Origin of the sequence: Pseudoalteromonas sp. SM9913 (assembly GCF_000184065.1) — a bacterium.
GTDB lineage: Bacteria > Pseudomonadota > Gammaproteobacteria > Enterobacterales > Alteromonadaceae > Pseudoalteromonas > Pseudoalteromonas tetraodonis.
The window spans coordinates 3,112,993-3,139,387 of sequence record NC_014803.1 but is presented as its reverse complement, the minus strand read 5'-3'; the positions used below and the strand labels follow the sequence as shown (position 1 = coordinate 3,139,387).

Here is a 26,395-nt window from a genome sequence, read left to right as displayed (position 1 = left end):
CTAAAGTGGCGTTAAACAGGTCGTAAATGCCCAGACTTGTTTAGCGCCCGCTTCTTTTAGCGACAAGGTGGCTGCATTGAGTGTTGCACCGGTGGTCATAATATCATCAATAATGACCACCGTTTTACCCTCTAAATTGGCAGTACATGAAAAAGCCTGCTGTAAATTTTTTATCCGCTTTGTTTTGCTCAGTTGTGACTGTGCCGAGGTGTTTTTATTGCGTATTAAAACATTATTCAAGACCTTAAAGGATGACAAACAAGGCTGCCATACTTGGGTAACCTGATTAAATCCTCGACTAAAAAAACGCGACTTGTGCAAAGGTAAAATAATAAATACAGCAGCAGCTAAATGCTGTTTATTAGTAAAAATAGTAAGTTGTTTTTTGATGACTTGCTGCAGTGCTTTTTTGTAATGAATTTGATTATTAAATTTGAGTTGTTTTAGCCATAAATCAAAAGGGGGTTGATAAAAAGCGCAGGCAAATAGTTTCTCAAAGCTGCAGTTAGGAAACATTTCTACAATATCTGGGCGGTAAAATAAATTGTCATACTCAGACAAATCTAGCAAAGGCAGGTCATCTAAACAAAACTGACATAGTCCCAGTGAGCTGTGTATCTGATTCTGGCACAACACGCAATACGAGGGAAAAAGCCAATCAGTTAGGCTAAGTTTCATTCGCTGATTCTCCTCATTACAAACTCCCCCTAAAACGCTATCATAGATTTAAGTTTGGTTAAGGTTAGGCAAATATGCAAAATGAATGTGTGTTGTTGCATGGTTGGGGAATGAACCAAGGCGTGTGGCAGTTAATAAAACCAGAATTAGAATTTTTATATTCTGGTAAGGTACGTAGTTTAGACTTACCTGGTTACGGTGCTCATGATGTCTCTTTGGAACCGTATACTTTACATGATGCAGCTCAGCTGGTGAGTCAGCAATTAAAACCACAATCTGTTTTGATGGGATGGTCTTTAGGCGGTTTGTTTGCCATTTATATTGCCAAACATTGGCCAGAAAAAGTGTCAAAAGTTATTTTAGTTGCCTCCACTCCTTTTTTTGTAGAGCAATTGCCCTGGGAAGGTATTAAACCTAAAGTGCTCACACAGTTTAAAGAACAGCTATTGCAAGAGCGTTCAAAAACGATAGAGCGCTTTTTGGCGATTCAAGCGATGGGCAGTGAGTCGGCGCGAGATGATGTAAAACAGCTAAAACAACTATTGAGTCAGTCACCGCCGCCGAGTAACCAAGCATTAAGTGCGGGGTTAGATATACTGCAAAGTGAAGACTTACGTGAATTATTTTCTCACTGTCCCGTCGCGATTAGTGGAATTTTTGGGCGTTTAGACTCTCTCGTTCCTTATCGAGCAATTGAAAAAATGGTCGCACTTAATTCTGGCTTTGAGTACGAAGTGATAGACAAAGCATCCCATGCGCCATTTATTTCTCATAAAAAAGAATTTTTATCTGCCGTTAAATCAATGCTTTGAAGCAAAGCCATGAATACAGCGGTTTAAAGCTTTATTTTGCGTGATTTTTGAGCGATAATTAAACAATATTTATTTGGTGGAGGTTTATTATTATGCCGATTGGATCTGTATTTAATAGCGGTGTTGAAGGGTTTAATAGAGCCAGCCAAGGTATTGAAAAGGCCAGCGCTGAGATTAACCGTGCCAGCATAGAGCAGCAAGATGATTCTCAATTAGCGCAGCAACGTCAATTAACGGCTGCTCGCCCTGAAGAAGCCGTAACCGCGCCGGTATCCCAACCTGCACGAATTGATGATGCATTAGTAAACTTAAAAGTTGAAGAGTTTAATGCCAAGGCTAACACGCAATCAATTCAAACTGCAGATGATGTACTAGGCACTTTAGTTGATATTAAAGTGTAATTCCTCATGAATATCGTCACGCCGTTTCCGTCTATCAATATAAACACTGCAAATGTTTATACGGAGACTGCTCGGCGTGACAATCAGTTACGTGAAGTCATTCCCCCAGCCGCTGCAAACACCGCTGGTAGTACTGAAAACAAAGCTCAAAGTGATGCAGAAAAAGCCAAACTACCTGGTAACAGCGATAGTTCAACTTATACTGCAAGCGGCAAAATTGCAGACAACAAAATTATTGAACAACGCGAAGGCAATGCTGATAGTGATCAAGATGATGCCGAGCAAGAAAAACAGCAAGCTGCCGAAGAAGTTAGTGAGCAAGAAGAGCTTCAACTTGAGCAAGAACAGCAACAAATTAAAGAGCTCAAAGCTCGCGATACCGAAGTGCGAACCCACGAGCAAGCGCATGCGGCTGTTGGTGGACAATATGCCGGTTCACCCAGTTACGAATACCAAAGAGGCCCCGATGGAACTAATTATGCCGTAGGTGGTGAAGTACCGATTGATGTTGGGGTTATCAATGGCGATCCGCAAGCAACCATCGATAAAATGCAAACGGTACGTGCTGCTGCACTAGCACCAGCAGAACCCTCAGGTGCCGACAGAGCGATTGCGGCAGACGCCACACAGAAAATGGCTGCCGCACAAGCTGAGTTAGCTTCAGCTGATGACGAAGACAGCAGCGAAGATAAAAGTAGAGTCAGTGCGTCGTTTTCTAATAGTGAAAGTTCAGAAGTAAAAACCGCTAAAAGCGAAGAACAATCGCGTGATATTGAAGTTGAAGCGCGTGCAGGACGCATTGCTAGCTTTTATCAACTGGCGACATCACCCGCGATTCAGAGCGAATTTTCAGCGCAAATTTAGCTTATTTAAAATGCATAAAAAAAACCGCCTAGGCGGTTTTTTTTATTTTTAAATATATCGTTTAAATTACTTTTTCACTTTTGCGTTAGCAAAGGCGTCAGCAAAGGCATTCCCCATCATCGCATTGCCTGTATCGCGTTTAGGCTTAGGCGCTCGTGCTTGGTTGGTATTATTGCTGCGAGGCTTTTGCTGTGCCGCAGCAGCTGCTTTATTGCTGGTGTCTATGTCGTCATCTAGGCGCATAGTAAAACTAATGCGTTTACGGGCAGCATCGACTTCAACCACTTTTACTTTAACAATGTCACCTGCTTTAACCACTTCGCGTGGGTCTGAAATAAACTTGTTAGTAATAGCTGAAATATGTACGAGTCCATCTTGATGAACACCCACATCAACAAATGCACCAAAATTAGCAACGTTAGAAACCACACCTTCTAAAATCATACCAGGCTTAAGGTCACTAATTTTTTCAACACCGGCTTTAAACTCCGCGGTTTTGAATTCAGGACGTGGATCGCGACCTGGTTTATCAAGCTCGCTAATAATGTCAGTCACGGTTGGTAAGCCAAATTTATCGTCAATATAGTCGTTTGCAGCGAGTTTACTTAAAAATTCACTGTTACCAATTAAGTTATTTACGTCTACCTGATTATGTTCACAAATACGCTTAACGATTGGGTATGCTTCAGGGTGAACTGATGAGTTATCTAGCGGATCGCTGCCATTATTAATGCGTAAAAACCCGGCCGCTTGTTCGAATGCTTTTGGCCCTAAGCGTTCTACTTTTTTCAATTGACTACGTTTTGTAAATGACCCATTCGTGTCACGGTAGTTTACAATGTTTTGAGCCAACGTTTTGTTTAAGCCAGAAACACGTGCAAGCAAAGGCACTGAGGCCATATTTAAATCAACCCCAACACTGTTTACACAGTCTTCTACTACAGAAATTAGGCTTTGCCCAAGTTGGCTTTGTGATACATCGTGTTGATATTGGCCTACACCGATAGACTTAGGCTCTATTTTAACTAGTTCAGCTAATGGATCTTGGAGGCGACGTGCAATAGATACTGCACCGCGTAAAGATACATCTAAATCTGGGAACTCATTAGCGGCAAATTCAGACGCAGAATACACCGAAGCGCCGGCTTCACTGACCATAATTTTATTCAGTTTAAGCTCGGCATTGGCTTTGATAAGTTCGCCAACCAGTTTATCTGATTCGCGAGAAGCAGTGCCGTTACCAATCGCAATAAGCTCAACTTTATGTTGGCGGCATAATTGCTCGAGCGTACGCAGTGATTTATCCCAATGATTTTGCGGTGCATGTGGGAAGATTGTTTGTGTAGCGAGCAGTTTTCCTGTGCTATCGACTACCGCAATTTTACAACCAGTACGCAAGCCAGGATCTAAACCAAGTGTTGTGCGAGGGCCTGCAGGCGCTGCCATTAATAAATCTTTTAAATTTTTAGCAAATACGTCAATGGCACCGGTTTCGGCTTTTTCACGCATTGCGGCTAAAAACTCGTTTTCTAAGTGTAGCCCAAGCTTAATTTTCCATGCCCACTGCACCACAGTTAATAACCATGCACTAGCAGGTTTGTTTTTAATATCTAGGCGGTAATGATCACTGATCATTTGGGCACATAACTGGGCTGGATTTTCAGCACTTGGCTCAGGGTTAATCGTTAACTGTAAAATGCCTTCATTACGTGCTCTTAGCATGGCTAATGCACGGTGCGAGGGCACTTTTTTTAACGGCTCTTGATGTTCAAAGTAGTCTCTGTATTTAGCACCTGCTTGTTCTTGCCCGTCAATTAACTTACTCTCAATCGCCCCATTTTGACTAATATGGCTTCTAAACTTAGCGAGTAATTTAGCGTCTTCAGCAAAACGCTCCATTAGAATAAATTTGGCACCATCAAGGGCTGATTTTGTATCAATAATGGCTTTATCGGCATTAATATAGTGAGCAGCTTCAGCTTCTGGGTCGAGCATTGGGTCGTTAAATAACGCATTAGCAAGAGGTTCTAAACCGGCCTCAATAGCGATTTGACCTTTAGTGCGACGCTTTGCCTTATAAGGCAAGTATAAATCTTCAAGCTCGGTTTTACTTTGCGCTGCTTTTATATCAGCTGCTAATTCCCCGGTAAGCTTATTTTGAGATTCTATCGTCGATAGAATAAAGCCACGACGCTCTTCAAGTTCACGTAAATAAGATAAACGTTGTTCTAGAAGGCGTAGTTGGGTGTCATCTAATCCACCGGTCACTTCTTTTCTGTAACGGGCAATAAAGGGGACGGTTGCGCCTTCATCAAGTAACTTTGTTGCTGCAACCACTTGTTGCTGCTGTGCATTTAGCTCAGTTGCTAAACGTGCAGAGATATCGCTCATGCAAAAACCTTTTAATACAAAAAATAAGACCAGCTAAGAAGTTAACTGATGCGTCAATGTCTTGAATAATATCACAGGGGAAGGTAATAAAAAGCTCTTAAAGCAAGCTATTTTACTTGCTTTAAGATGCCATTACTGGGGTTGGAACTATACTAATAAAAAGCTGATTTAGTGAGGGTGCTCTATACTTTCGAGTACTTCACTAAATGTGTGCGCTATTGGACTAATATGAACAGGAATTTGCAGCTTACGTGCTATATCGCGTGCTGAAATTAAACCACTTATTTCATTATTAGCCGCAGTGACTAATAAAAACATAGCGCCATGATGTTCCATAGTTTGCAGTGCATCACCAATGCATGAGTAGCTTAAGCTTTTCATACTTACACCCATTAAATTACTTAGCGGTGTCATTAAATAGCGCAAGCTAATTTCACTACGAGGCAAGCCTAAACGCTGTGCTAAAATCATGATTTTTGAGCTTTGTAAATCAGCACTCGCCACTATACCTACTAGCTTTTGCTGCTCATCAGTTACCAAAATAAAATCAGAGCGTTGAGTCGTTAACTGTTTTGACGCTTGTTCAATTGTTGTATCAAACGATGCACGCATCGGGCTTGTATCAGTAAAACTAGTCACCACTTGTGTAGCAGGTGAAGTTAAATCAATGACAGCTTCATTAGTAAATGTATTCGCAATAGTGCCATGCGAAATATCTTGGGTACGGAGTTCTTTAAAGTTAGACATAATATCCACCTAATTAGTTATAAAATTTAATAATGTTTAAAAGCAAGTTATTAAACTAAATAACGGGTGGCGCTCGCGGGTGTGCATGGCTGTAAGGTGTGACTAAAAGGCTGCTTTCATAATGAAAGTAAAACGCTAAAGGAAGTGGTTGAATTTCTCTAAGCGCAATAACACCGACATGAGAATCTATATCGGTGTCGAGGTTTGCTTGGTCAGGAGAGTCGCAAACAATAAATTCTGCAGGTGTAAAACCAGCATCAATTTGCGTATTTTTGGGTGTTGCATGCAATGTCAAACTTACACTCATAAAGAGTGTAAACAATAGGGCATGTTGTAATATGCGCGCTGTAATGTTTGACATAGTGACGACCTTAATTAACTACTCTCAAATTAATACATCATAACTTGAGTTACTTTAGTTATAGCTTACTCAGATAATATAAACAATAAAAAGTTAATATGATCTGAATCAAAACTAAGCCGTTTTATTTTTGGTAGGAAATATTATTTACATACCATTGCTTAGCACCTTGAGGGGTCATGACCTCAAAATCATCGTCTACTTGTTTTTTTAATAATGCTCGCGCCATCGGTGAGTCAATAGAAATGTAATCGTTGCGATCATAAATTTCATCGGGACCGACAATTCTAAACTTCTTACACTCCCCAGCCTCGTTTTCTATTTCAACCCAAGCACCAAAAAAAACTTTGCCGTCTTGCACGGGTGAGTAATCAACAATTTTTAAATCGGGGATGCGCTTACGTAGATAGCGCACTCGGCGGTCTATTTGGCGTAATAGACGCTTGTTATACTGATATTAGTACTACTGTGTTTCGCATACTAATTATCATTAAGTAAGTAATATAATTTGCTAAATCAATATAAATACTCTAAACCTAGTTATCTTAGTGTCACTAACTATATACTTAATAGTACAACTTATTGGATTAGTATTTTGGCTTATATTCTAAAACGGCGTGTCGATTATAAAGCAAATCAATCTGTCTTGGCTGTTAGCTTGCCAGTACTCATAACAGATAAAGGTATATTAGTTTCACATCTTAGATTTCTTTATACAAAACGTAATAAATCTCAGTCTTGGCTTGAACGAAATGTGTTTGCGGTTGAGCAACTGCTTAAGTTTATGAATGCTCATTCAAGTACATTCACATCAGCAACTGAGCTATTACGTTCGTTTGTTGACGTTCTTTGCTTTGGCTCAATAGATGATTCTCAGAATGATCCCTCGAATTTGTATTGGTCCCCGCGAAAGGTTGAAGATGTTAATGTGTTATTGAGTCATATTAATTGTTATTGTGACTATCTTGATGAAATCTATGGATATGATCTTCCTAACCTAAACCCATTAAGAAAAGCTACTAGAGCTGAAGAACGAATGCGCTGGTGTGCTTATTATAAACGTGAATCGAATTGCTTTTTAAATCATCTGAGTAACCCATCTAAAAATAGATTCGAAATGATACGAAGCATTCAAGGGCCAATGAATCATTTACTATCTATTGAGTCTGTAAATCGATTTCCAGAAGAGCACTTTCAGCGCTTCTTGAAGTATGGGTTTCTTAATCATCGAACACGAGAAGTTGATTTTGGCTGCGTCTTAATAGTTATGTTAATGCATTATGGTGGACTAAGATTATCTGAATGCTTTCACATATATATTCGAGATATTACTATTGATGTTAAAAATAGTACGGCAATTTTTTCTGTTTTTCACCCAAGCGATGGAGCTAGTCCAGAGCTAGGTTTCTCCAATCGACGCGAGTATCTAAATACTCGCTTTCGACAAAAACCACGCAATGAATATCAACGCTCTCATAGGCTTTATTCAGGATGGAAGCAGCCTCTATTAACGAATAAAAATCTTTCTTTCGATGTCATGATATTTCCAAATAACAAGGCTAAAGAACTGGCTTGGTTACTGGAACAATATCTAGCAGTAAGAATTACTGGAAATCATCCATACCTTTTCACTAACTCAAATGGAGACCCTGAATCTAAAAAGAACTTTATCCAAAAGTACAAACGTGGAGTCGAGCGAATTGGACTTGATGCTGGAAAGTGCTTCGGTACTAGCCCACATTCTCATCGGCATTCTTATGGATATAGTTTAAACCAAGCAGGCTTCAATCAGCTAGAGATACAAAAAGCTATGCACCATAAAAGTAATTTCAGTTGTTTGGTTTATTTGAAACCTAATGATACCGATATTCGTAATATAATGAGAAAGAATGATATATGAAAAAGTACTTTTATCCAGAATACGCACTAGCCAAAAAACATGCACAATTGCTTGGTGTAAAAACCTCCAAAGAATATAAACTAAGATATAAAGAAGATCCGCTGCTATTTAATACGCCCAATAAAATCTATAAAAATGAATGGGAAGGTTGGGAGAGCTTTCTTGGCACAAAAAAAGAATTTTACGCTACATTATCTGATGCTAAAAAAGCAATACAAGCACTAGGCGTTACTACAAGGCGAGAGTATAAGAGGCAATATAAATCAGACCCTTTACTAATTAGTGCACCAAATATTTACTATGAAGATGACTGGAAAGGTTGGAGAGATTTTTTTGATACTAATCAAAACTTTTATAGCTCTATTGATCTCGCGGAAAAAGCAGTGAGTGTATTGGGTATCACGACAAGTACTCAATATATGGCACAATATAAACAAGACCCACAGTTGCCATCGGTCCCAGGAATAACTTATTCAAGCGAATGGAAAGGGTGGAAATCTTTTTTAGGTAAGGAAAAAGAAGTATATACTTCGTATAGCTTAGCTCAAAAAGCTGTTATAGATCTTGGAATTAAGACCCAAAAAGCCTACATTTCGTGTCGTAGGAATGATCCCCTACTACCTTTCTCCCCTGACAAGGTGTTTTTTAAAGAGTGGGAGGGTTGGCAGCATTTTTTAAATACATTTGATGAATCCTACTTTGATTTAAGCTCTGCAAAAAAAGCAGTTATATCTTTAGGGATTCAATCTAGTAGTGAATATGTTAAACGCTATAAAGAAGACCCCAGGCTACCAGCGAAACCAACTAGAAAATATAAAGATGAATGGCCTGGCTGGTTTAGTTTTCTAGGAAAAGATATAAAATTTTATGAGAGCTATGAGCTTGCTCAAAAAGCTGCTCTAAAACTAGGTATAACTTCGGTAACTGAATACCGTGAGAACTATCACAACGATCCAATGCTTCCTAGTATGCCTAATAAAAAGTATGCCAAAAGTTGGCGTGGTTGGCCCCACTTTTTAAATAAGACTTACAAATTTTATACTTCTTACGCAGATGCTAAGAGCGCCACTCAAGCATTAGGAATTAAATCTAGCGTCGAATATAAGAAACGTTTTAAAGAAGATTTTCAACTACCATCACAACCAGATAATGTATATGAAGAAGACTGGATAAACTGGGGGGATTTTTTAGGTAAAAAGCTTATACAGTTTTATCTGACATATGAGGAAGCTAAAGTTGCTGTAAAAAAACTAGGGGCCACCACATTAGTTCAATACAAACAAAAACGTTTAGATGATCCAAAACTCCCATCTTGTCCAGACCAAGTTTACTTAAAAGACTGGCTTGGCTGGAAAATTTTTTTAAATACTCCAAAGAAAGAAAAATATTTAACTCTTATTGAAGCTATGCAAGCCACGCAGGCAATGAATATCACTTCCCTGAAAGAGTACAAAAGTAAATATCACTTAGATCCTAACTTACCAGCAAAGCCCGATGGAAAATATTGCAAAGAATGGATTAATTGGCATACTTTTCTAGGAAAATCGCCTAAATTTCATAGCTATGACGAGGCACAGCAGTCAGCTATTAAATTAGGTATCAAAACAGCTGCTGAATATCGAGAAAACTATAAAAAAGACTTGAAGTTACCATCAGTTCCACGACAAATCTATACCCATAGATGGGAGTCTTGGCAAGACTTTCTTAAAGTAGCGAGCAAGTTTTATCCCACTTATACAGAAGCTCATAATGCAGCGAAAGCACTAAAAGTATCCTCTTTGCTAGAATACAAGGCCAGATATAAAGAAGATCCACGTTTAGCTGTAAAACCTTTTGCTTTATACGCAGATGATTGGATAAATTGGATAGAGTTTCTTGGATTGAAAAAGAAAAGTTTTAAGTCTTATGAAGATGCTAAGAAAATTATCCAAACTTTAAATATTATTAGTTTTGCCGATTATAAAAACTGTCCTTTAGCTGATTTGTACTTACCTAAGAATCCTGACAGCTATTACTCTGCTAGTTGGACAAATTGGAAAGATTTTGTCTTACCTGAAATCGTTGATAACTTAGAAATACTCAAAAAAGCATGCAAAATACTTAATATTAGTAACTCGAAGCAGTATCGGGAGGTACAAAAAAAATATAAACAATTACCTTCCAAGCCAGATAAAAAGTTTGAAGATTGGGTTGATTGGTATGATTTATTAAATATCCCCCGGCCATATTCATATGAAGAACTACGTTTAATAGTATTAAAATATAAATGTAAGACTTTAAAAGATTATAAAGATATGCGCACCAAACTACATGATCCGCGAATTCCTTCGTCGCCAGAAGAGACTTATAAAACATGTGGCTGGACAAACGCATATAATTTTCTTGGAACAAATAGACCATATCAAATTAAATATTTTGATCCAAAATGGAAATTTTGGGCAGATTTCATAGTTGAATTTTTGAAATCTGCTAAAGCTGGTGATACAAAGGTCAAAGATTTATGTGAGTTTGTTCGTGAATATATTGAACCTAACAATTATGAAGTATTGAATCGCCCCGTGTTTGCCAGAGACTCAATAACTTGAGAAACTGGAACTATGAAAAAATCAAATCGCTATACATCAGAATTTCGTGAACGTGCAATTAGGCTTGTTACCACACAACAGCATGAATACCCTTCTCTTTGGGCTGCGCTAGTATCGATTTCAGATAAACTGGGATGTACCCCAGAAACACTTAGAGCATGGGTCAAGAAATCTCAAGCTCAACCGTCTAAACCCTCTTCTAATACGCAATCAACTGAAGAACGCCTTGCCGTCTTAGAGCGCGAGAATAAAGAGCTCAAGCGAACGAATGATATCCTGAGGCAAGCTGCCGCTTTTTTCGCCCAAGCGGAGCTCGACCGCAAACAGAAGTAATAGTGGATTTTATTGATGCTTGCAGAGAGCATTACGGTGTCGAGTCAATTTGCAAGGAATTGCCGATTGCACCATCAACGTATTATTCTCATAAACAGATACAAAGAGAGCCTGAGCGACTGTCTAACCGCAAAAAGCGTGATGCTGAGCTGATAATACTCATTCGCGAAGTGTGGGAGGATAATATGTCAGTTTATGGTGCAAGAAAAATATGGAAGCAGCTACAGCTTGACGACCATCAAGTCGCCCGCTGTACAGTCGAACGATTGATGCGAGTTATGGGAATTCAAGGTGTTCGTCGGGGTAAAGCACATAAGACAACGATACCTGACGAGCAACAAGATAAGCCACTTGATTTAGTTAATCGTCAATTTACTGCTGAGCAGCCAAATCAACTTTGGGTAGCTGACATCACCTATGTTGCCACATGGAGTGGGTTTGTTTATGTCGCTTTCGTGATAGATGTTTTTTCACGATACATTGTAGGTTGGCGTGTATCAACGACAATGCACACAGAGCTTATTCTTGATGCGTTAGAGCAAGCTATTTGGCATCGTGGCAACCCCGAAGGGTTAATTCACCACAGCGACAGAGGCAGCCAATATTTGTCTATACGATACACTGAGCGACTTGCTGAAGCTGGAATTCAAGCGTCTATAGGCAGTGTGGGTGACTCTTATGACAATGCATTGGCTGAAACAATAAATGGATTATTTAAAACAGAGATTATTCGCAGAAATGGCCCGTGGAAGAATGTTGATGCTGTTGAATACGCAACGTTAGAGTGGGTCAATTGGTTTAATAATCAACGCTTATTATCTTCAATTGGGTATATTTCACCAGCTCAATATGAAACAGACTACTATGATAATTTAAACGAGTCAGGTAAAGTGGCCTGACTTAAACAAACTGGTCTCCGATGAACTCGGGGCGATTCATATCCCCTTTAGAATTCCTTATAAGAGAAAAAACTAATATACAACCAATGTTAGATTTATTTGAAGAGGAATCTGTTTTACGTAAGAAAAAGTGGTTATTTTCAGTTAATGAGTTTTTAAATTGGACTATTGTTAACTTTTTAACTGTTGAAGACCCTGAAACGGGAGAAATTTCTAGAATTAAAGGAGCAAGAAACCCCTTTGCCCGAATTAACTTTGATGATGAAATAGCACCAGTTTTACTCAATGAAACAAATAAATTAGCTTTGCCTTATCAGTTTGTAAAAAGTGCTAGAGAGTGGATATTTCCTCCTAATGAGATTCAAAATAAGACTAACTATTCAGATCTCAAACACCTCCACAGAACCTCAGCAGATTGGATTCAAATCAATGACCTATCCCTTATTGACACTACAGATCCTGATTGTATTATCAGGCAGGAAGGAGATAAAACATTCCTTTGGCTGCCAATATACTGGACTTATACATATGCATTAATGCAGTTACCTGCAAGAGGAAGACAAATTGTTTATTGTGACTCGGGTGAGGCAGATGCAGAAGTGCCGGATATAAAAAATGGATCAATTATCTGGAAACCAAATCGGAATAAGTTAACAGGTCTAACAAAACAACAAGGTATGATAAACAAAACCAAAGATAATGACTTTGGTGTCCATTATACTTCGAATAAAACTCACTTTAGTGGTGAAGGTTATACCATAGCATTTATGCCAATCGAATTAGCTTATTGGCTCATTAAGTTGAGAAAGTGGCAAGAAAAGTATAACCCCATTTCAAAACCAACAAAGTGGTTTGATTGTAGGCGAACTAATTTAAATGAGGTACAGAGAAAACAAAAAGGGATTAATTGTTTTTTGTTCAGAGGTTATCAAAATGAAGGAGGGCGTTCAGAATTCTGTGTCAGCCTAAGTTGCTAAATATCTAGCACACCATCTAACCTACCTTCGAAGTGGATGGCCAATTGCGACAATGTCAGATTCCAATTATGGATTGGCATTGTCCATTTCTTCGAGGCATTCAATATGCCTGCATACAATAATTTCATCAAGCTGTTTTCATTAGGGAATGCTCCCTTAGTCTTGGTGAGTCGTCTAAACTGACGATGTACAGCTTCAATTGCATTTGTGGTATAAATAGCTTTACGCACGTAATCTGGATACTTGAAGTAAACCGACAGATTGCCCCATTTACGACGCCAAGACTCGATAACGATAGGGTATAACTTGCCCCATTTGGCATCTAATTCGGCGAGAGCGGCTTCTGCTGCATCTTTAGTGGCTGCCTTATAAACGGGTTTCAAGTCAGCCATAAACTCTTTTTGGTGCTTTGAAGCAACATACTTCATCGAATTACGAATTTGATGAATAACGCACTCCTGCACTTCGGCGTCAGGATAGATTGTTGCTATTGCTTCAGGGAAACCTTTTAGTCCATCAACACAGGCAATTAAAATATCGGATACACCACGATTATGTAAATCTGTTAATACTGATAGCCAATAGTTAGCCCCTTCACTTTCAGAGATATATAAACCAAGTAACTCTTTGCGGCCCTCGATATTGACACCTAGTACGGTATAAATAGCCTTACTCACGTAGCGCCCATTTTCTTTAATCTTATAATGAATGGCATCAAGCCAGATAAACGGGTAAAGCGTGTCTAAGCTGCGCGCTTGCCATGCTTTAAGCTCTGGTATCAGTTGGTCTGTTACGGCAGTGATGGTGGCCTCTGATACCTCAACGCCATACATATCCTGTATGTGGCCTCGAATATCTCGGTAGCTCATACCTAAAGCAAACATAGATAGGATTTTCTCATCAATTTCAGGCGTTAACTTGGTTTGGTTCTTTTTAACAAACTGAGGTTCAAACGAACCTGAACGATCTCTGGGCGTTTCAAGTTCGAATTGACCTATGGATGACTTAACTGTTTTTTTGGTTGAACCATTTTTACGGTTAACTTCGGTCTCAGATTCTAAATGCTGCTCTAATTCAGCTTTAAGAGCCGCTTCGGTGAGTTGTTTAATTAATGGTGTTAGAACACCGTCTTCGCCAGTAAGGCCTTTACCAGCTTGAAGTTCAGCTAATGCTTTGTTGAAGTCGAAAGATTGAGTCATGTGTCACTCCTGTTTTCTTAATAATACTGAAATGACACAGATTTCTAAACACTACCAAATGAAGAGCCTGGTTTGTTTGGCTCTCGTTTAGCAAGCCGCCTTGCAGCAGCACTATTTTTTGCTTCGAAAGACCAACTCACTTCTGCAACTTATGCTGGAAAAAGTTTCAAAGAATGTCATCTTCAACTTGAGCAGCAAGAGGGCATTGCTCTTAGCTTATTTAAATCTGAATATACTCCTCACTCTATGCGTGTGAGTTTAATTAATGCATACGTTTATGAGTTTGGTATGCCACTCGAAGTCATCATGAAGCTAGTTGGCCACTCATCTGTTGTGATGTCGATTTACTACTTAAAAAGTGATAAAACGGGAGCTAATATTCGCGAAAAACTGAAACTTGGTGAGAAACAAGCCTTAAGCAATGGGTCGGATACTTTAAAAAGCTTTATTGAATCCCAACGAATTGAAGAATGTAAAAAGCAATTACTTGGAAACAACCCTGAATTTCTGCAGACTTTAAACAATAGTAGACCTGCTTCTAGCTATCTGTTTAAAGACTTTGGAATCTGCCCTGTTGGCGGTGCGTTCTGTAGAGAAGGCGGTGATGCAGTTGCGACAAAGGCAAATATATATCACCCTGTGAATGCAGGTTACCTAGGTGAACAAAATTGTATTCAATGCAGGTTTTTTGTCACAGGTCCAGCTTTTATGATGGGTCTTTCAGCACTTTTTAATGAGGTTAGTCTAGCCGTTAACACTCAATCATATCGCTTTACAAGCTTAGAAGAAGAGCTAAATAATGCAGCTAGTAGAGTAGATGTTATTTCACATGAGTTGTATAAACAAAAAAATCAGCAATTAGAAGATGAAAAGCAACAACTTCAAGCTCTCAGACGCAAATTAAATTCGGAAATTGAAACTAGAGCTAAAAAGTTAGATTTATATATGGCTGATATGAACTCGCTTCATAAGCACCTGACTAATTGTCAAAAGGTAATAAATAACGATAAGCAACAAGGGGATTCAAAGCTTCAGCTAATAGTACCTAATGAGTTTGAAATTAGCTTTGAACTCGATGATGTTAGCAGTTTTCAGCAACTTTCAGAAGTATGTGAGAATGCTGAACTTTATCATAGCTGTAGTGATGAACTAGCAGTTACACGGAGAAGCCAGGCTCTTGATAGGATGTTGCTGAACAATGGAATGAATCCTCAATTTATCTTTCTAACAGAGAAGCAGCAGCTTGCGGTTGGCAACCAAATGACACAGCTTATGCTGTCAAGACTTCAAAGCTGGGAGAAGCTTGATAAGCTAATAAACGGTACTTTAGCTTTAAACGACTTTTTAGAAAAAGAAAGGTTGACCTTGATGGATATTAAATCATTATTCGCAAGTTCAACACCACTAAAACAGGTAGATTAACATGACTGAATTATCGCCTAAAACAGTACATGAACAACTTAAAAAGCAAACATCTTCACGTGTCCAAAGCTCATTAGATGCAATTTTTCAAGTCTGTACAGAACAAAAAGAACGCGGCTTAAATGAATTTGGTTACTCTATTATTGCACGTCTTGGCAAAGGTCGTGGTGTTCCAGCAGCTCAAAGTATACGTAACAAGACAGGAGAACCATACCGAACCTTGATAGCGAGTTTTGCAAACTCAAGCTTACAACCTGATAAGTCAACTATTAGTTTAAATAAAGGAAAAAGCTTCACTTGGATAGAAAAATTAAAAGACCCTGTAGTTAGGCTGCAAGCTAACATTCTCTACTCTCAAAAATTAGCAGCTGAAAAATTAGTAAAGGAGATCGTACCGATTGATCAAGTCATAGAATTTTATGACGGTGGGTCGTCTTCGTCACCAAACTTAAAATTGACTGACTTAGAAAGAGAAGCTCTTGAATACCTCATATCTAAAGAGTTTATGCGCCGAGCAGGTTTGGAAGTGGGGCCAAACGGTAGTATATTATCAAGTAATGATAAAGATAATTTTCTCCCGGTTGCAACTTTAGATGCTGTTAAAAAAGCATTGCAGTATTTGTAATAGTGGGATGGGGCAAACTAATTGTATACCGATCTAATAACGCGTGAAGGATTAGACAAGCTAAATAAAGAGCTTAATTATCTTTGGCGCGACTACAGACCTGAAATAACAAAAAAAGTAGCTTGGGCTGCTAGCCTTGGCGATCGTTCAGATAATGCCGATTATAAAGAAAATAAAAGATTACTTAGACAGATAGATTCTCGAATTAGGTTCCTTAGAAAGCGCATCGAAGCCGTCAAAGTTATTGACTACTCTCCTCAGCAAGCCGGCAAGGTTTTCTTTGGGGCATGGGTAGAGATTGAAAATGATGATGGTGAAACAAAAGCTTTTCGCATAGTTGGCCCTGATGAGATCTATGGTCGTAACGATTACATTTCTATTGACTCTCCTATGGCCAGAGCGATGCTAAAAAAGGAAGTTGATGATGAGTTTCAAGTGAAAACGCCAGTTGGGGTAAAAGAGTGGTTTATTAATAAAATTGAGTATAAGTAAAGAGCTAGTGCAGCTTATGCTATAAAGAGAGTGCTTATATTCCTGCATTACCGCTGAACTTTAGTCATCAAAATCTCCTCTGGAATATAGCTGTTAGTCTGCTTTGAGCGAATAGCGGACGGTCAGGAAAAACTCGTTTTTGGACAGAATGAGTCAACGACTTTTCTAAATTAGCAAAAGATAGATTAATTCAAGTATGGCAAAATCCGCTCGGCAAAAGGTATGACCTGCCCCCAATTAATTCACTAAGTTAAAGATTTAGATCAGATGATTCATAACCTCAAGAAACAGCACAAAGCCTGTGCTGTTTAATTTTATTATGCTCAATTAGTTGTATTGCCCGATATGAATAAGCTACATAATCTCTGGCAAAGGTGGTTTTTCTTTACCTATACGAGCCTTGAAGTTATGAATATCCGTTTCGAAATTTTTGTCTTCTGTTTTTAGAGCAAATTTTAACATACCATCTGTAAATCTAGTTAGGTTCAAATGATTTGATATGCGCTCATGCTTGAGGATTTTTCCATAAAGTAAGTTATGATCTATATAATCAATAGATATAACAGAAACATAATCATTGTATTTTAGGTATCTTGCATTAATTCTTTGCCTATGTGCAAATTGAATCCTACAATAATCTCTTAATATCAACCCACAACTTTCAATTAATTTAGATGAATCGCCAAGCTCATATTTTTGAGCAGAGTTTAATATTTTATCAAAATGATATGACAATGATAAGAAATCTTCCTTACTGAAGTATTTTAATGCATCACTTATTAAAAATTTGTAGTTCTTCTCTTGATTGTCAATTACGTCATTTAGTAAGTTATTTAGCATTTCCTCGTCAAAATTTAAAGTATATGTTTCACTATAAAGTTCTTTAAGAAATTCAATAAAATCCTTATATTCTAGTTGGAAGTCTAGGTTAGGGTTATCTATAAAGTCCAATTCTACTGGGTATGTTTCTGTAGGAACTTGCAGTTTCTTTTTGTTTATAGAATTTAAGTTATATTCAAGATATGCTTCACGTCTAATCGGTGATGTTGAAAGTGTTAGAATGAATTTGTAAGATAGCTCTGAGTCGTTTAGATAAGTGACAATCAAAATGACTGTAGACATAATTTTCTTTTTTAGCAATTGATCAAAGTTGGTGTGCGTCACCATGTTATCAAGCACATTACAAATGGTTTTAATTAGTCTTTCTTTCTGATTGCTACAAAGAAGATAATACATACCATCGACTATATTTTGTACTATTTGAAAAGAGTTGTGAAAGCTCTCGTCTCCGAAAATTAAATCCAGCGCGGTTGAATATGCACCAGATGTTATTTCTGGATAATATTTTAATATAGTGTGGTCATTAATATACTCGTATAGTCTATCATTATCTTTATCATCTAACCTCATCGATGAAAGCTCTTTCCTTCTAGACTTAATCCACTCACCAGCTTTGATTTTTTCATTTATTTTTGTTCGTCTTTTAAAAATCATTGGTGTGTAATCTGGAAGATAATCAGGAGAAATTTTCTCTCCGAAAACTGAAATTTTCATTTCGTTTTGTAAATCATAATTATCTTCAAAATACTCAGTGGACTGAGATATTATAAATCCTATATTATCATAGTGAGAGAAAGGTTTTCCCACGTTACCACTATTTGGTTGAGTCCATGCAGGGAAGGCTGATTTAATTTCCGTTCCTTTGAACTGAATAACTATTTTCATAGTTTTCATTGGTTCATCATTATTGATGTAACCTATGATCTGACCATTACTTCGTTGAGTTATATCTTCATTCTCTAATGCCTCATCAATTGCCTCGATGACAGCATTTCTATCAAAATGCTTAGGGAAAAGAGTTTTCCATAGGTAGCCAGATTTATAATAATCGTCTGGATACATTGTTATTTTAGCTGCTTTACCCGAAAATAAGTCTCTGGGTAGCCTTAACGTGATAACTCCATTGCTAAGCTCTCTAGCGTAATACCAGTATTTGTGAATGTTACTGTTGAAAAAGTGTAAGTGAGAAAGTTCTTTGTTATAATTATTTCTAAAGGTGTTCCATCCGCTACAGGAATGTAAACCACCTCTCAGCACAGTCATATTGTCATCACCTTGCTGAGTTCTTACTACAAAGTTACCTTCATAGACATGCGTGACAGCCTCTTCGCTAAGTCTTAGTTTTTTACCATCTGACTGTATATATTCTTTAATAATTTTCATATTTCAATAAACTTTTGTTAAACACTTGAGATATGATTTGTTAATTGTAATCTTTACTATGAATACTGTTAGGGAGATATACTTACGAATCATATAGTTAGTTGAACCAGAGGAAATTGATGCTTCACCTCCTCCAGTACACTGTGTTGCATAAGGAAAAGTAAGTCAATTGATGCTGAGGAGTAGCTAGTAGAAAAATGTCGAAACTCACAATGAGGTATAAACGAGTTAGTACCAATGACCGCTCATGGCACGTTCCTGAAGCCTGCTGTGAGCGAAAACCGGCCAGTCAAGAATTATGATGCATTAAGTCAAAATTTTACCCTTTTGGCTTTTAGCCTGAATAGTAAATTCACTTGGGCAGTATTGGTTTATTGAATTGAACTAAGTGTCTATTTTAGCTTTACAGTTTAAATTTACCCTCAAGATGCTATGAATTTGTGAGGTTACCTTTTCATGGTCAAAAATTTAACCACATGATGGTATTGCTGTATGCTAAACGATAGTTAGTTGACCACTACAATCCTGTAAGTCAATAGTATCTGTTGGAGACCTTATGAATATTATAAAAGAAGAAACTTTATGATACAGCTCAGTGAACTTAGGCCATCTGGGAAGCAGCGTGTTTATGATATTTTAACCGCATTAGAGTTTGATATGGCTGATTGGAGTGAATCACTTACCAATAAAGAGCGTAGCCCGTCGTCAAATCCAAAATATTGCTATAATTGGTCTTTTGTTCGTGATGATAAAAAAGTCATTGTTCTCTTTTTGTGGTATGAAGAAATGCGAATTATCAACGGGAGAATCTATCAAGAGCATAGCTTCAAGAAGTATGCTGAGGAGCAAGAAAAGGGGAGAAAGAAACGTTCGCTTGAAATTGACTATGCGATAGGGTTGGCATATGAGAAGAAATTATCTATTGATGTTGTAATATGCCAAGGAAACGAAAATACTAAAGGGGTTCTTAAAAGAGAACTGGATCAAGAAAAGTGGTTTGTGACTGGTTATGATGACAAAACTGGAGCTTGCATTATCGAAAGAGGCAACAGCTACCAACCTTCTAAGCTTGCTGACCAGTTTGATGCGAACAATATTAAAAATCCAAAATACGAATACGAAAAGTATGGAGTTGAGTATGCCCGTTCAAGTGTTATACGAAGAAAAGTATTGCTACGATCAAATGGTAAGTGTGAGTACTGTTTATCAGATGGATTCATTACAAACAGCGGCGATAAATACTTGGAAACACACCATATCCTCCCTTTAAGTCAAGGCGGCGATGATTCATTTATAAATGTTATTGCACTATGTCCTAAAGACCACCGAAAGGCTCATTTTGAAAAAGACTCTTTTCTAACTCAGGAAAGTTTGAGCAATATAGTGAAAGCAAAGCTTACAGTTGGGAACTGCTAAAATTTTATAAGGAATCGATCTTAGCATGGAAAAATTATTGATCGGAATAGCTGGTGTCTTTGTAGGGGCTTTACTAACTATCCTCAGAGAATTTTTTAATGAATGGCGCTCAAAAAGGAATGATGCTCGATATTTAGCTGTAAGAGTTTCGTGCCAGCTAGACCATTTTATTTCAGGGTGTTTTGAGGTGGTATGTGACAATGGAGTGGAAGATCAGCAAGGTTGCTTAGTGACAAATAGTAAAACACCTACTATCGACTTAGATGGTATAGATGGAAAGTGGCAGTCAATGAGGTTTGACTTGATGTATAGAATATTGGACTTGCCTAATCGCCTTAACTACGCAAAAGAAGTTATTTCCATAGCAGCGGAATATGGTGATGGAGCACCTGATTACAGAGATGCTTTTAGGGCTAGGCAATATCAATATGCACTTCTTGGAATTGAGGCCAATGAAATAGCAGAAACTTTGAGGAGTAAATACTCAATGCCAAAAAAATGTTACGAAACTTGGAACCCATTAGAGAGGTTTATTGAAAAAAAAGCTGAGATTGATGCAATCGAGAATAATAGAAAGTGTAGCAGTTAATATTATAAATTTTGGATTTTTAAAAAGTTCTGTCGTTAAGGCTAACTTGACGAAGTCCGACTTAGAGCGAAAAGCGGTCTTTGATAAAACTTCTTACCTGCCCCATGTCGCTTATTAGGGCTTGCTTTGTGTAGGCAAAACAATTTAAAGTTTGAATGATTTAGATTCATATAAAGCAAGGATTAGCTTTTCTCTTCTCTTTTGAAAGTTCCTTGTCCAAAAATAAACAGGCGATGTATGGCAATTAAACACGTAATTATTCATGTTGTAAAACGTGACAAAGATGGTGAACGACTTTCAAAGCAACTCAGGAATAATGAGAATAGCACGCAAGGAATGACAGCACAGCTAACGGACGGATTGTTGGAACTTTTTTCAAATGCTCATCTCAATATCGGCGAATTTGGTGTAGATGGAGATAATGAAGTTGAACCTGCCTTTGAGCAGAAACTAAAAAAGTACTACGACGATGAATGTAAATGTTCTGACTTTATTGCTATGACAAAAGAATTGGCGAACAAATATGAAAGTGTCATCGTAGGTGATCAACTACATTCTGTTAAAGGCGGTTATCTGGTGTTTTATCAATATGAAAGAAACGATGATGATTGGTTGGCTGTAGCTATTTTGAATAAAACCGAAGGCATCGATGTAGCAGCTAATCTGGAAGTTGTAGCCAGTGAAATCTTAGATTTGAAAAGGCTTCATTTAGGAGCCGCTATCAACCTTACTCAATGGAAAAGTGAATTAAGCACAAGATATGTTCGCTTCCGAACAGGCTTAGCAGCCGACGTGAGAGATTATTTTGAAAAATTTATCGGGTGTCAAAGAGATAAGCTGGCAGCAACTGTTGAAACCAAGAAATTAAAAAGTGCTATACAAGATTACGCAAAGAACGCTTGTGGCATGGACGATGATGTCGTGTCACAAAAAGTTGCACAAGCGCATGATTACATTAAAGAGCAACAAAAACTTGGGAATCAAGTCCAATTGAGCCATGTATCAAATCATGTTTTTCCAGATCGTGCAGATGAATTTGCTAGGCAGGCGAAAGAAATACATGATTTGCCTGAAGAGCTTGCTATTGACGCAAAGGTACTAAAAAGCTACAAAAAACTTTCTGGTAGAGGAAAGGGTATTGCGATTAGCTTTGATAGAGGTATGCTAAACACCACTGTAAAATATGACGATGGAGAGCTTACCTTTTCAGAAATCCCTGACTCTTTGCGTGCAGCGATTGAAGAAGAGCTAGAAGACGATCTTGGTCAAGATAACTAATGAGCACCCAAATTCTCGACGCATATGCCGCAGTTTTCGCTGCACTTGATGAAAAAGAACTTCAAGACGGTGAATTTAAAGGATGGCTTCGTCTTACACCACAACTAAAAGATAAGTTGGAGTTACTAGCTGATGCGGGATTAACTACAGGTTCGTACGACTTTAATAAAGATGGGAAGCCCTTTTCTAGCGCAAACCTCAGCCAACTTAAGCCAGCACACTTTGAAAATAATATACGATTTTACATCGAGCTAACCGCACAACAAATCAAGTCAGACTATTCAATTTGTTCTGAATGGAATGAACTTCTGGCTAATGAGCTACGTGTAAAATCACCAGTTAAATATATTTTTTTCACTAACACTAGTACGTTATTGACACCAGATAGTGGAGACGAAAAATATGTTAATTATCTGAATGTGCACAAGGCCTATGAGTTTGTAAAAGAGTTGGCTGAATCTACTGAAGGTGGAGATAGTACCATTTTCTATGAGCGACCTTTGAATTTCGAGTTTGTTTTGAAGGAGTCTGATTTAACGCACTCGATTGACCTTGATGCCCTTAAGAAGCTGCTGAGTAAAGATTTACACAAAGAAGCAATCACTTGCTTAATGTGCAGGGAGTTAGTTTCGTTTCTTAAAGATAATACGTTGAGGCAGCGGTTTAGCTATTTGATACAACATATGGACTCTTTGGTGTCGAATGTGCTTTTAAGCTACCAAAGCTATGTAGAAAATTACACTTTTGATAAAGTGCGTAAGGAATATTTGGAAAAGCGTACTGAGTATGTAAGCAAAATTCATGGGGTCTTTGACAATATAGCGACTAAACTTTTATCCCTGCCGGCGGGTATTTGGTTTGCAACCACTCAAATAAAGGAAATTGAAATAGGTGGCTTAGAAACGATGGCATTCGCAAAAAATGTGTCTGTTATTGTTACAGTGTCAGTATTAGCGGTATTACTAATTTTTAATTTGTTCGGTCAATTTTCAACAATTAGTACTATGAGTAAGGAATATCGCGGTGTATTCAATGCATTAGCTAAAACTTACGAAGATGAGGCTCCGGAGATAGGAAAAGCCAAAAGCGATATTGAAAGCGCGCAGACCCAGGTTGAAATCAAATTATACATTGCTATATGCGCAACACTTTCTCTTGTTGGATTAACAATTTGGATGTTTTGTAAAGCTTATAATTAATAACAAGCCTCCTTCTTAACTACCATTTTCTCAAAGTAGTGGTACTTTCATAGTGTCTAGTGATGTGTGATTTTTCAATCAATGGAGTCAGAGTTTTTGATTTTAACAATACTATTTAACGGCTGCTTCTGGCACAGAGCCGTCATTCGGCTCTGAAACGTTTTTGTCCAAATCCTAATCAGTAATACATCCACTATCCTCATAGTGACTTTTAAATAGGAGGTCACTATGAAACCAGAACTAAATCACAATGCTACTGGTGTGAAACGTCCTTTCAAGCTTGAAGAGATTTGGCGTATTCGCACTCGAATTGAAATTCAAAACAACTTGATGCAATTAGCTTTACTTGTAGTGGTCAACTAATTTTGGCCACAGTTTTAGAATCTTGATATCTAATCTCAGATTCATTCGGCGCTAAACCAGCATTATAATGATGTGGTCTAACATTATTGTAATATCCGTTGATATAATCACTCACACTATATTTAGCGTCTCTAAAGTTTTCATATCCAACTTTTGGCATCCATTCCGTCTTAAAGCTTCTAAAAAATCGTTCCATTGGCGCATTATCCCAACAATTTCCGCGCCTACTCATACTTTGTTTGATTTTATAGCGCCATAAACGTTGACGATATTTTAAACTTGTATAATGACTACCCTGATCTGAATGAAACATCAGTCCTGTCGGTTTTCCTCTGCTTTCATACGCGAGTTCAAGTGCTTTTAGCGTTAAATTAGTATCTGGCGACAACGACATGGCCCAGCCAACTACTTTACGTGCAAATAAATCAATAACAACGGCTAAATAAGCCCAGCGATTACCTACCCAAATATACGTCACATCACCGCACCACACGGTATCTGGCTCAACAACATCAAATTGTCTATCAAGCAGGTTTGGAATTTCAAGGTGTTCATTACCACCACGTTTATATGAATGTTGAGGTACTTGGCAGCTTTCAAGCTTTAATTTAACCATTAGCTTAGCAGCACGATAACGACTCAATTCAAAACCATTGTTCGTTGCTATTGCCGCGATTGTCCGCGCCCCAGCTGAGCCGCCGCTCATTGCATGTATTGCTTTAACTTCAGCCTCTAGCCTTACTTGCTCTGGCGTCGGCGTTGTATCCCGTATAGCCCAATATTTATAGCTGCTCCGATGCACATTGAATACGTTACACAGCACGCTAATTGGGTAACGCTCTCGTTGGTTTAGTTTCTCAATTAACGAGAATTGTTCAGGGAGTCGGACATCAAGAGAGCGGTAGCCTTTTTTAATATATCCTTTTCTAATTCAATGCGTTGGATTTGCTTTTTAAGTTCGCGGATTTCAATTTGTTCGGGCGTCATTGGCGAAGCAGATGGTGACTGACCATTACGCTCTTGCTTTAATTGGGTAACCCATTTACTGACGGTTGATTTACCCACCCCCATAGCCTTGGCTGCATCTTCTTGTGTATAACCTTGGTCCACCACAAGCTGAGCCGTTTCTAATTTGATTGCCGCAGAGTATGTTGCGCGTTTTAATTTCGTCATTTTTTCACCCAAATTTGTATGCTTATTAGCATAACATTTCTTTCTTAATGGGTGACCAAATTAACTATGCCACTACAACTAGGCGAATAAGGCGGTGGGTGCATGAGATTCTGACAGAAGAAATGCTTCAAAAGCTAAAGAATGAACCTGAATTGATGCTTCATCGCAAGCAAACTGTTGAGCACCCCTTTGGCACAATTAAACTCTGGATGGGAGCTACCCACTTACTAACACGAGGTTTAAAAAGCGTGGGGACAGAAATAAGTCTTCATGTCCTAGCTTACAACTTCAGAAGAATGATAACAATTATGGGAGTTAACGGCCTAAGTAAAGCAATTAGAGTAGCGTTGCCATAGCAGTTTCGCTCGCGCGGAGAAAATTGCGATACTGAGAAAAAATCGATCGCAACCATCCTAGATGGTTTTAAACTAAGAACATACCCAAGACAATTTATTAAAAATTAGTTTTTACACAGTCTGTGCCAACAGTGGACGGTCAGGAAAATAGTGCCTGAAGTCAAGATTTTCCCCCTTTGGCCTAAAACTCCGCATTATATGCCAGCTTGAATAATATCTTGCTTACACTTTTGCCATGCAACAATATGATCCATATTTAATTCATTTACAGGCTCTACATGAAGCTCATTTAATTGAATATGATTTATAACTTTTAGAGCCAAAATTGATGGATTAAATGCGAAAGTTAATAGAGCAGAAAATTTATCTCGTTGTTTTTCTAAAAATGCATCTATTTTTTCTTTTCCAAATTTGTGTTCAAAAATAAAATTTTGATCATTAATTGGAATCATCATATGTAGCACCCCTTGTGCTGCGGGGTGGCTAAGTTGGCATAGTTCAGAATAACAATCATAAAAATCTGAGCTTGTTTCTTCATCTAACATTTTAACATAGCGTGCGGCTGTTTCTGCTTTATGAGAATCAGGCGCAGATTCACCACTATTTAATCTTCTAGCATGGGAATAGTGGATAAGTTGATTTTCTAAATCTGTGTATATATGGAAATTCGGGGAGTTTTGATTAATGGAGATATTAATATCTTTTATGTTCTTTGAAAGAGTGGTGCATAAATTTGATAGAGAAAAATAACTGTCGGCTACTGACTCAATAAGGCACCTAAATGAAGATGAAAAGGGCAAATATAGTCCAGCCTCATATGAATTATGCATTCCTCTTAACCATTCATAATTTTTAGCAATTGCAGATAAGGAACCAAAATTTGCTCTATACAATAATTCTTTCATATATTGAGATTGCCCCTCACTTGGTGAGGTTTGCGTTAGGGATGTAAATTCACTCTCGTTCATGAAATGATATTTATGATTTTTAACTTCGGAAAGAATCTTATTAATTATAGGGATAAACTGTGATGCTTCTTTACCTAGTATTTTTTCGTACGTGTTTTCCATTACAACTTAACTCCTTTGATGGGCCTGAATATTTCGCCAATA

At 38.0% G+C, this 26,395-nt stretch carries 22 protein-coding genes, 3 pseudogenes and 1 other annotated feature; of the genes and pseudogenes, 16 read left to right on the top strand and 9 right to left on the bottom strand.

Annotated elements, in window-relative coordinates; all coding sequences use genetic code 11:
• On the bottom strand, window positions 1-678 hold the full coding sequence (locus tag PSM_RS14435; protein WP_013466118.1) for a ComF family protein: 678 nt from the start codon (window positions 676-678) through the stop codon (window positions 1-3).
• Between the two features lie 74 nt (window positions 679-752).
• Between PSM_RS14435 and bioH the strand changes: the two genes are divergently transcribed.
• The 3 genes from bioH (at window position 753) to PSM_RS14420 (ending at window position 2,755) form a co-directional block, all read left to right on the top strand.
• Window positions 753-1,490, top strand: a complete 738-nt coding sequence (gene bioH, locus PSM_RS14430) for a pimeloyl-ACP methyl ester esterase BioH (protein WP_013466117.1) — start codon at window positions 753-755, stop codon at window positions 1,488-1,490.
• A 92-nt stretch (window positions 1,491-1,582) separates the two neighbouring features.
• The gene (locus PSM_RS14425; protein WP_008112879.1) at window positions 1,583-1,891 is read left to right on the top strand and encodes a hypothetical protein; all 309 of its coding nucleotides are present in this window, start codon (window positions 1,583-1,585) and stop codon (window positions 1,889-1,891) included.
• Window positions 1,892-1,897: 6 nt separating this feature from the next.
• A complete protein-coding gene (locus PSM_RS14420) occupies window positions 1,898-2,755 on the top strand; it encodes a putative metalloprotease CJM1_0395 family protein (protein WP_013466116.1) in 858 nt (285 codons plus the stop codon).
• A gap of 66 nt (window positions 2,756-2,821) precedes the next feature.
• Here PSM_RS14420 and PSM_RS14415 read toward each other — a convergent pair whose 3' ends face one another.
• From PSM_RS14415 to PSM_RS14400, 4 genes and pseudogenes are all read right to left on the bottom strand, one after another.
• On the bottom strand, window positions 2,822-5,146 hold the full coding sequence (locus PSM_RS14415) for a Tex family protein (protein ID WP_013466115.1): 2,325 nt from the start codon (window positions 5,144-5,146) through the stop codon (window positions 2,822-2,824).
• A 168-nt stretch (window positions 5,147-5,314) separates the two neighbouring features.
• Window positions 5,315-5,893 carry a CBS domain-containing protein gene (locus tag PSM_RS14410; protein ID WP_013466114.1) on the bottom strand — a complete coding sequence of 193 codons (579 nt, stop codon included), beginning with the start codon at window positions 5,891-5,893 and terminating at the stop codon, window positions 5,315-5,317.
• A 55-nt stretch (window positions 5,894-5,948) separates the two neighbouring features.
• Entirely contained in the window at window positions 5,949-6,254 is a 306-nt protein-coding gene (locus PSM_RS14405; protein WP_013466113.1) for a hypothetical protein, read from the bottom strand.
• A gap of 124 nt (window positions 6,255-6,378) precedes the next feature.
• Window positions 6,379-6,711 (bottom strand): annotated as a pseudogene (locus tag PSM_RS14400) (GreA/GreB family elongation factor); the annotation flags it as partial.
• A 138-nt stretch (window positions 6,712-6,849) separates the two neighbouring features.
• Here PSM_RS14400 and gmtY point away from each other — a divergent pair.
• The 4 genes from gmtY to PSM_RS14375 all read left to right on the top strand — a co-directional run bounded on the left by gmtY (window position 6,850) and on the right by PSM_RS14375 (window position 12,948).
• Window positions 6,850-8,154 (top strand): gamma-mobile-trio recombinase GmtY, encoded by a 1,305-nt coding sequence (gene gmtY, locus PSM_RS14395; protein WP_016900090.1) that lies wholly within the window; start codon window positions 6,850-6,852, stop codon window positions 8,152-8,154.
• Window positions 8,151-10,739: an integrase repeat-containing protein gene (locus PSM_RS14390; protein ID WP_013466110.1), complete on the top strand. Its 2,589-nt coding sequence runs from the start codon at window positions 8,151-8,153 to the stop codon at window positions 10,737-10,739. Before gmtY ends, PSM_RS14390 begins: the two co-directional genes overlap by 4 nt.
• A 12-nt stretch (window positions 10,740-10,751) precedes the next feature.
• A protein-coding gene (locus PSM_RS14380; RefSeq protein ID WP_236613520.1) for an IS3 family transposase occupies window positions 10,752-11,971 on the top strand; the annotation gives its coding sequence in 2 pieces (ribosomal slippage) (window positions 10,752-11,040 and window positions 11,040-11,971; 1,221 coding nt in all).
• Window positions 11,030-11,146: a sequence feature (AL1L pseudoknot), on the top strand. Its footprint overlaps the gene before it by 117 nt.
• Before the next feature lie 20 nt (window positions 11,972-11,991).
• Window positions 11,992-12,948, top strand: coding sequence for a VPA1269 family protein (locus PSM_RS14375; protein ID WP_013466108.1), 957 nt, complete (start codon window positions 11,992-11,994; stop codon window positions 12,946-12,948).
• Here PSM_RS14375 and PSM_RS14370 read toward each other — a convergent pair.
• On the bottom strand, window positions 12,945-14,147 hold the full coding sequence (locus PSM_RS14370; protein ID WP_013463204.1) for an IS256 family transposase: 1,203 nt from the start codon (window positions 14,145-14,147) through the stop codon (window positions 12,945-12,947). The two genes, PSM_RS14375 and PSM_RS14370, sit on opposite strands and share 4 nt — an antisense overlap.
• A 72-nt stretch (window positions 14,148-14,219) precedes the next feature.
• Here PSM_RS14370 and PSM_RS14365 point away from each other — a divergent pair, with 72 nt between their 5' ends.
• From PSM_RS14365 to greB, 3 genes are read left to right on the top strand one after another with little or no spacing between them, the layout of a single operon-like run.
• Window positions 14,220-15,569, top strand: a complete 1,350-nt coding sequence (locus PSM_RS14365; protein WP_013466107.1) for a tyrosine-type recombinase/integrase — start codon at window positions 14,220-14,222, stop codon at window positions 15,567-15,569.
• Window position 15,570: 1 nt separating this feature from the next.
• Complete coding sequence (gene gmtX, locus PSM_RS14360; RefSeq protein ID WP_013466106.1) at window positions 15,571-16,194, top strand: gamma-mobile-trio protein GmtX; 624 nt, start codon at window positions 15,571-15,573, stop codon at window positions 16,192-16,194.
• A 21-nt stretch (window positions 16,195-16,215) separates the two neighbouring features.
• Window positions 16,216-16,686, top strand: a complete 471-nt coding sequence (gene greB, locus PSM_RS14355; RefSeq protein ID WP_013466105.1) for a transcription elongation factor GreB — start codon at window positions 16,216-16,218, stop codon at window positions 16,684-16,686.
• A 354-nt stretch (window positions 16,687-17,040) separates the two neighbouring features.
• Here greB and PSM_RS14350 read toward each other — a convergent pair whose 3' ends face one another.
• Window positions 17,041-18,909 (bottom strand): hypothetical protein, encoded by a 1,869-nt coding sequence (locus tag PSM_RS14350; RefSeq protein ID WP_010554775.1) that lies wholly within the window; start codon window positions 18,907-18,909, stop codon window positions 17,041-17,043.
• Window positions 18,910-19,491: 582 nt separating this feature from the next.
• On the opposite strand from PSM_RS14350, the gene PSM_RS14345 reads away from it, so the two are divergent.
• The 5 genes and pseudogenes from PSM_RS14345 to PSM_RS14325 all read left to right on the top strand — a co-directional run.
• Window positions 19,492-20,325 carry an HNH endonuclease gene (locus PSM_RS14345; protein WP_010554774.1) on the top strand — a complete coding sequence of 278 codons (834 nt, stop codon included), beginning with the start codon at window positions 19,492-19,494 and terminating at the stop codon, window positions 20,323-20,325.
• 25 nt (window positions 20,326-20,350) lie between these two features.
• Window positions 20,351-20,914 carry a hypothetical protein gene (locus PSM_RS14340; protein ID WP_010554773.1) on the top strand — a complete coding sequence of 188 codons (564 nt, stop codon included), beginning with the start codon at window positions 20,351-20,353 and terminating at the stop codon, window positions 20,912-20,914.
• A 237-nt stretch (window positions 20,915-21,151) separates the two neighbouring features.
• Window positions 21,152-22,192, top strand: coding sequence for a nucleoid-associated protein (locus PSM_RS14335; RefSeq protein ID WP_010554772.1), 1,041 nt, complete (start codon window positions 21,152-21,154; stop codon window positions 22,190-22,192).
• Window positions 22,192-23,391: a hypothetical protein gene (locus PSM_RS14330; RefSeq protein ID WP_010554771.1), complete on the top strand. Its 1,200-nt coding sequence runs from the start codon at window positions 22,192-22,194 to the stop codon at window positions 23,389-23,391. The genes PSM_RS14335 and PSM_RS14330 overlap by 1 nt, the downstream gene beginning before the upstream one ends.
• A 228-nt stretch (window positions 23,392-23,619) precedes the next feature.
• Window positions 23,620-23,739 (top strand): annotated as a pseudogene (locus tag PSM_RS14325) (integrase); the annotation flags it as partial.
• Window positions 23,740-23,746: 7 nt separating this feature from the next.
• Here PSM_RS14325 and PSM_RS14320 read toward each other — a convergent pair.
• Window positions 23,747-24,927, bottom strand: a protein-coding gene (locus tag PSM_RS14320) for an IS3 family transposase (RefSeq protein WP_086008870.1) whose coding sequence is annotated in 2 segments (ribosomal slippage) — window positions 23,747-24,669 and window positions 24,669-24,927 — 1,182 coding nt in all. Because the reading frame shifts where the segments join, the coding sequence is not laid out codon by codon here.
• Between the two features lie 80 nt (window positions 24,928-25,007).
• Between PSM_RS14320 and PSM_RS14310 the strand changes: the two are divergent.
• Window positions 25,008-25,283, top strand: a pseudogene (locus PSM_RS14310) (transposase); the annotation flags it as partial.
• A gap of 194 nt (window positions 25,284-25,477) precedes the next feature.
• Here the strand turns inward: PSM_RS14310 and PSM_RS14305 are convergent.
• Window positions 25,478-26,353, bottom strand: coding sequence for a hypothetical protein (locus PSM_RS14305; protein ID WP_013466103.1), 876 nt, complete (start codon window positions 26,351-26,353; stop codon window positions 25,478-25,480).
• Window positions 26,354-26,395 lie beyond the last annotated feature (42 nt).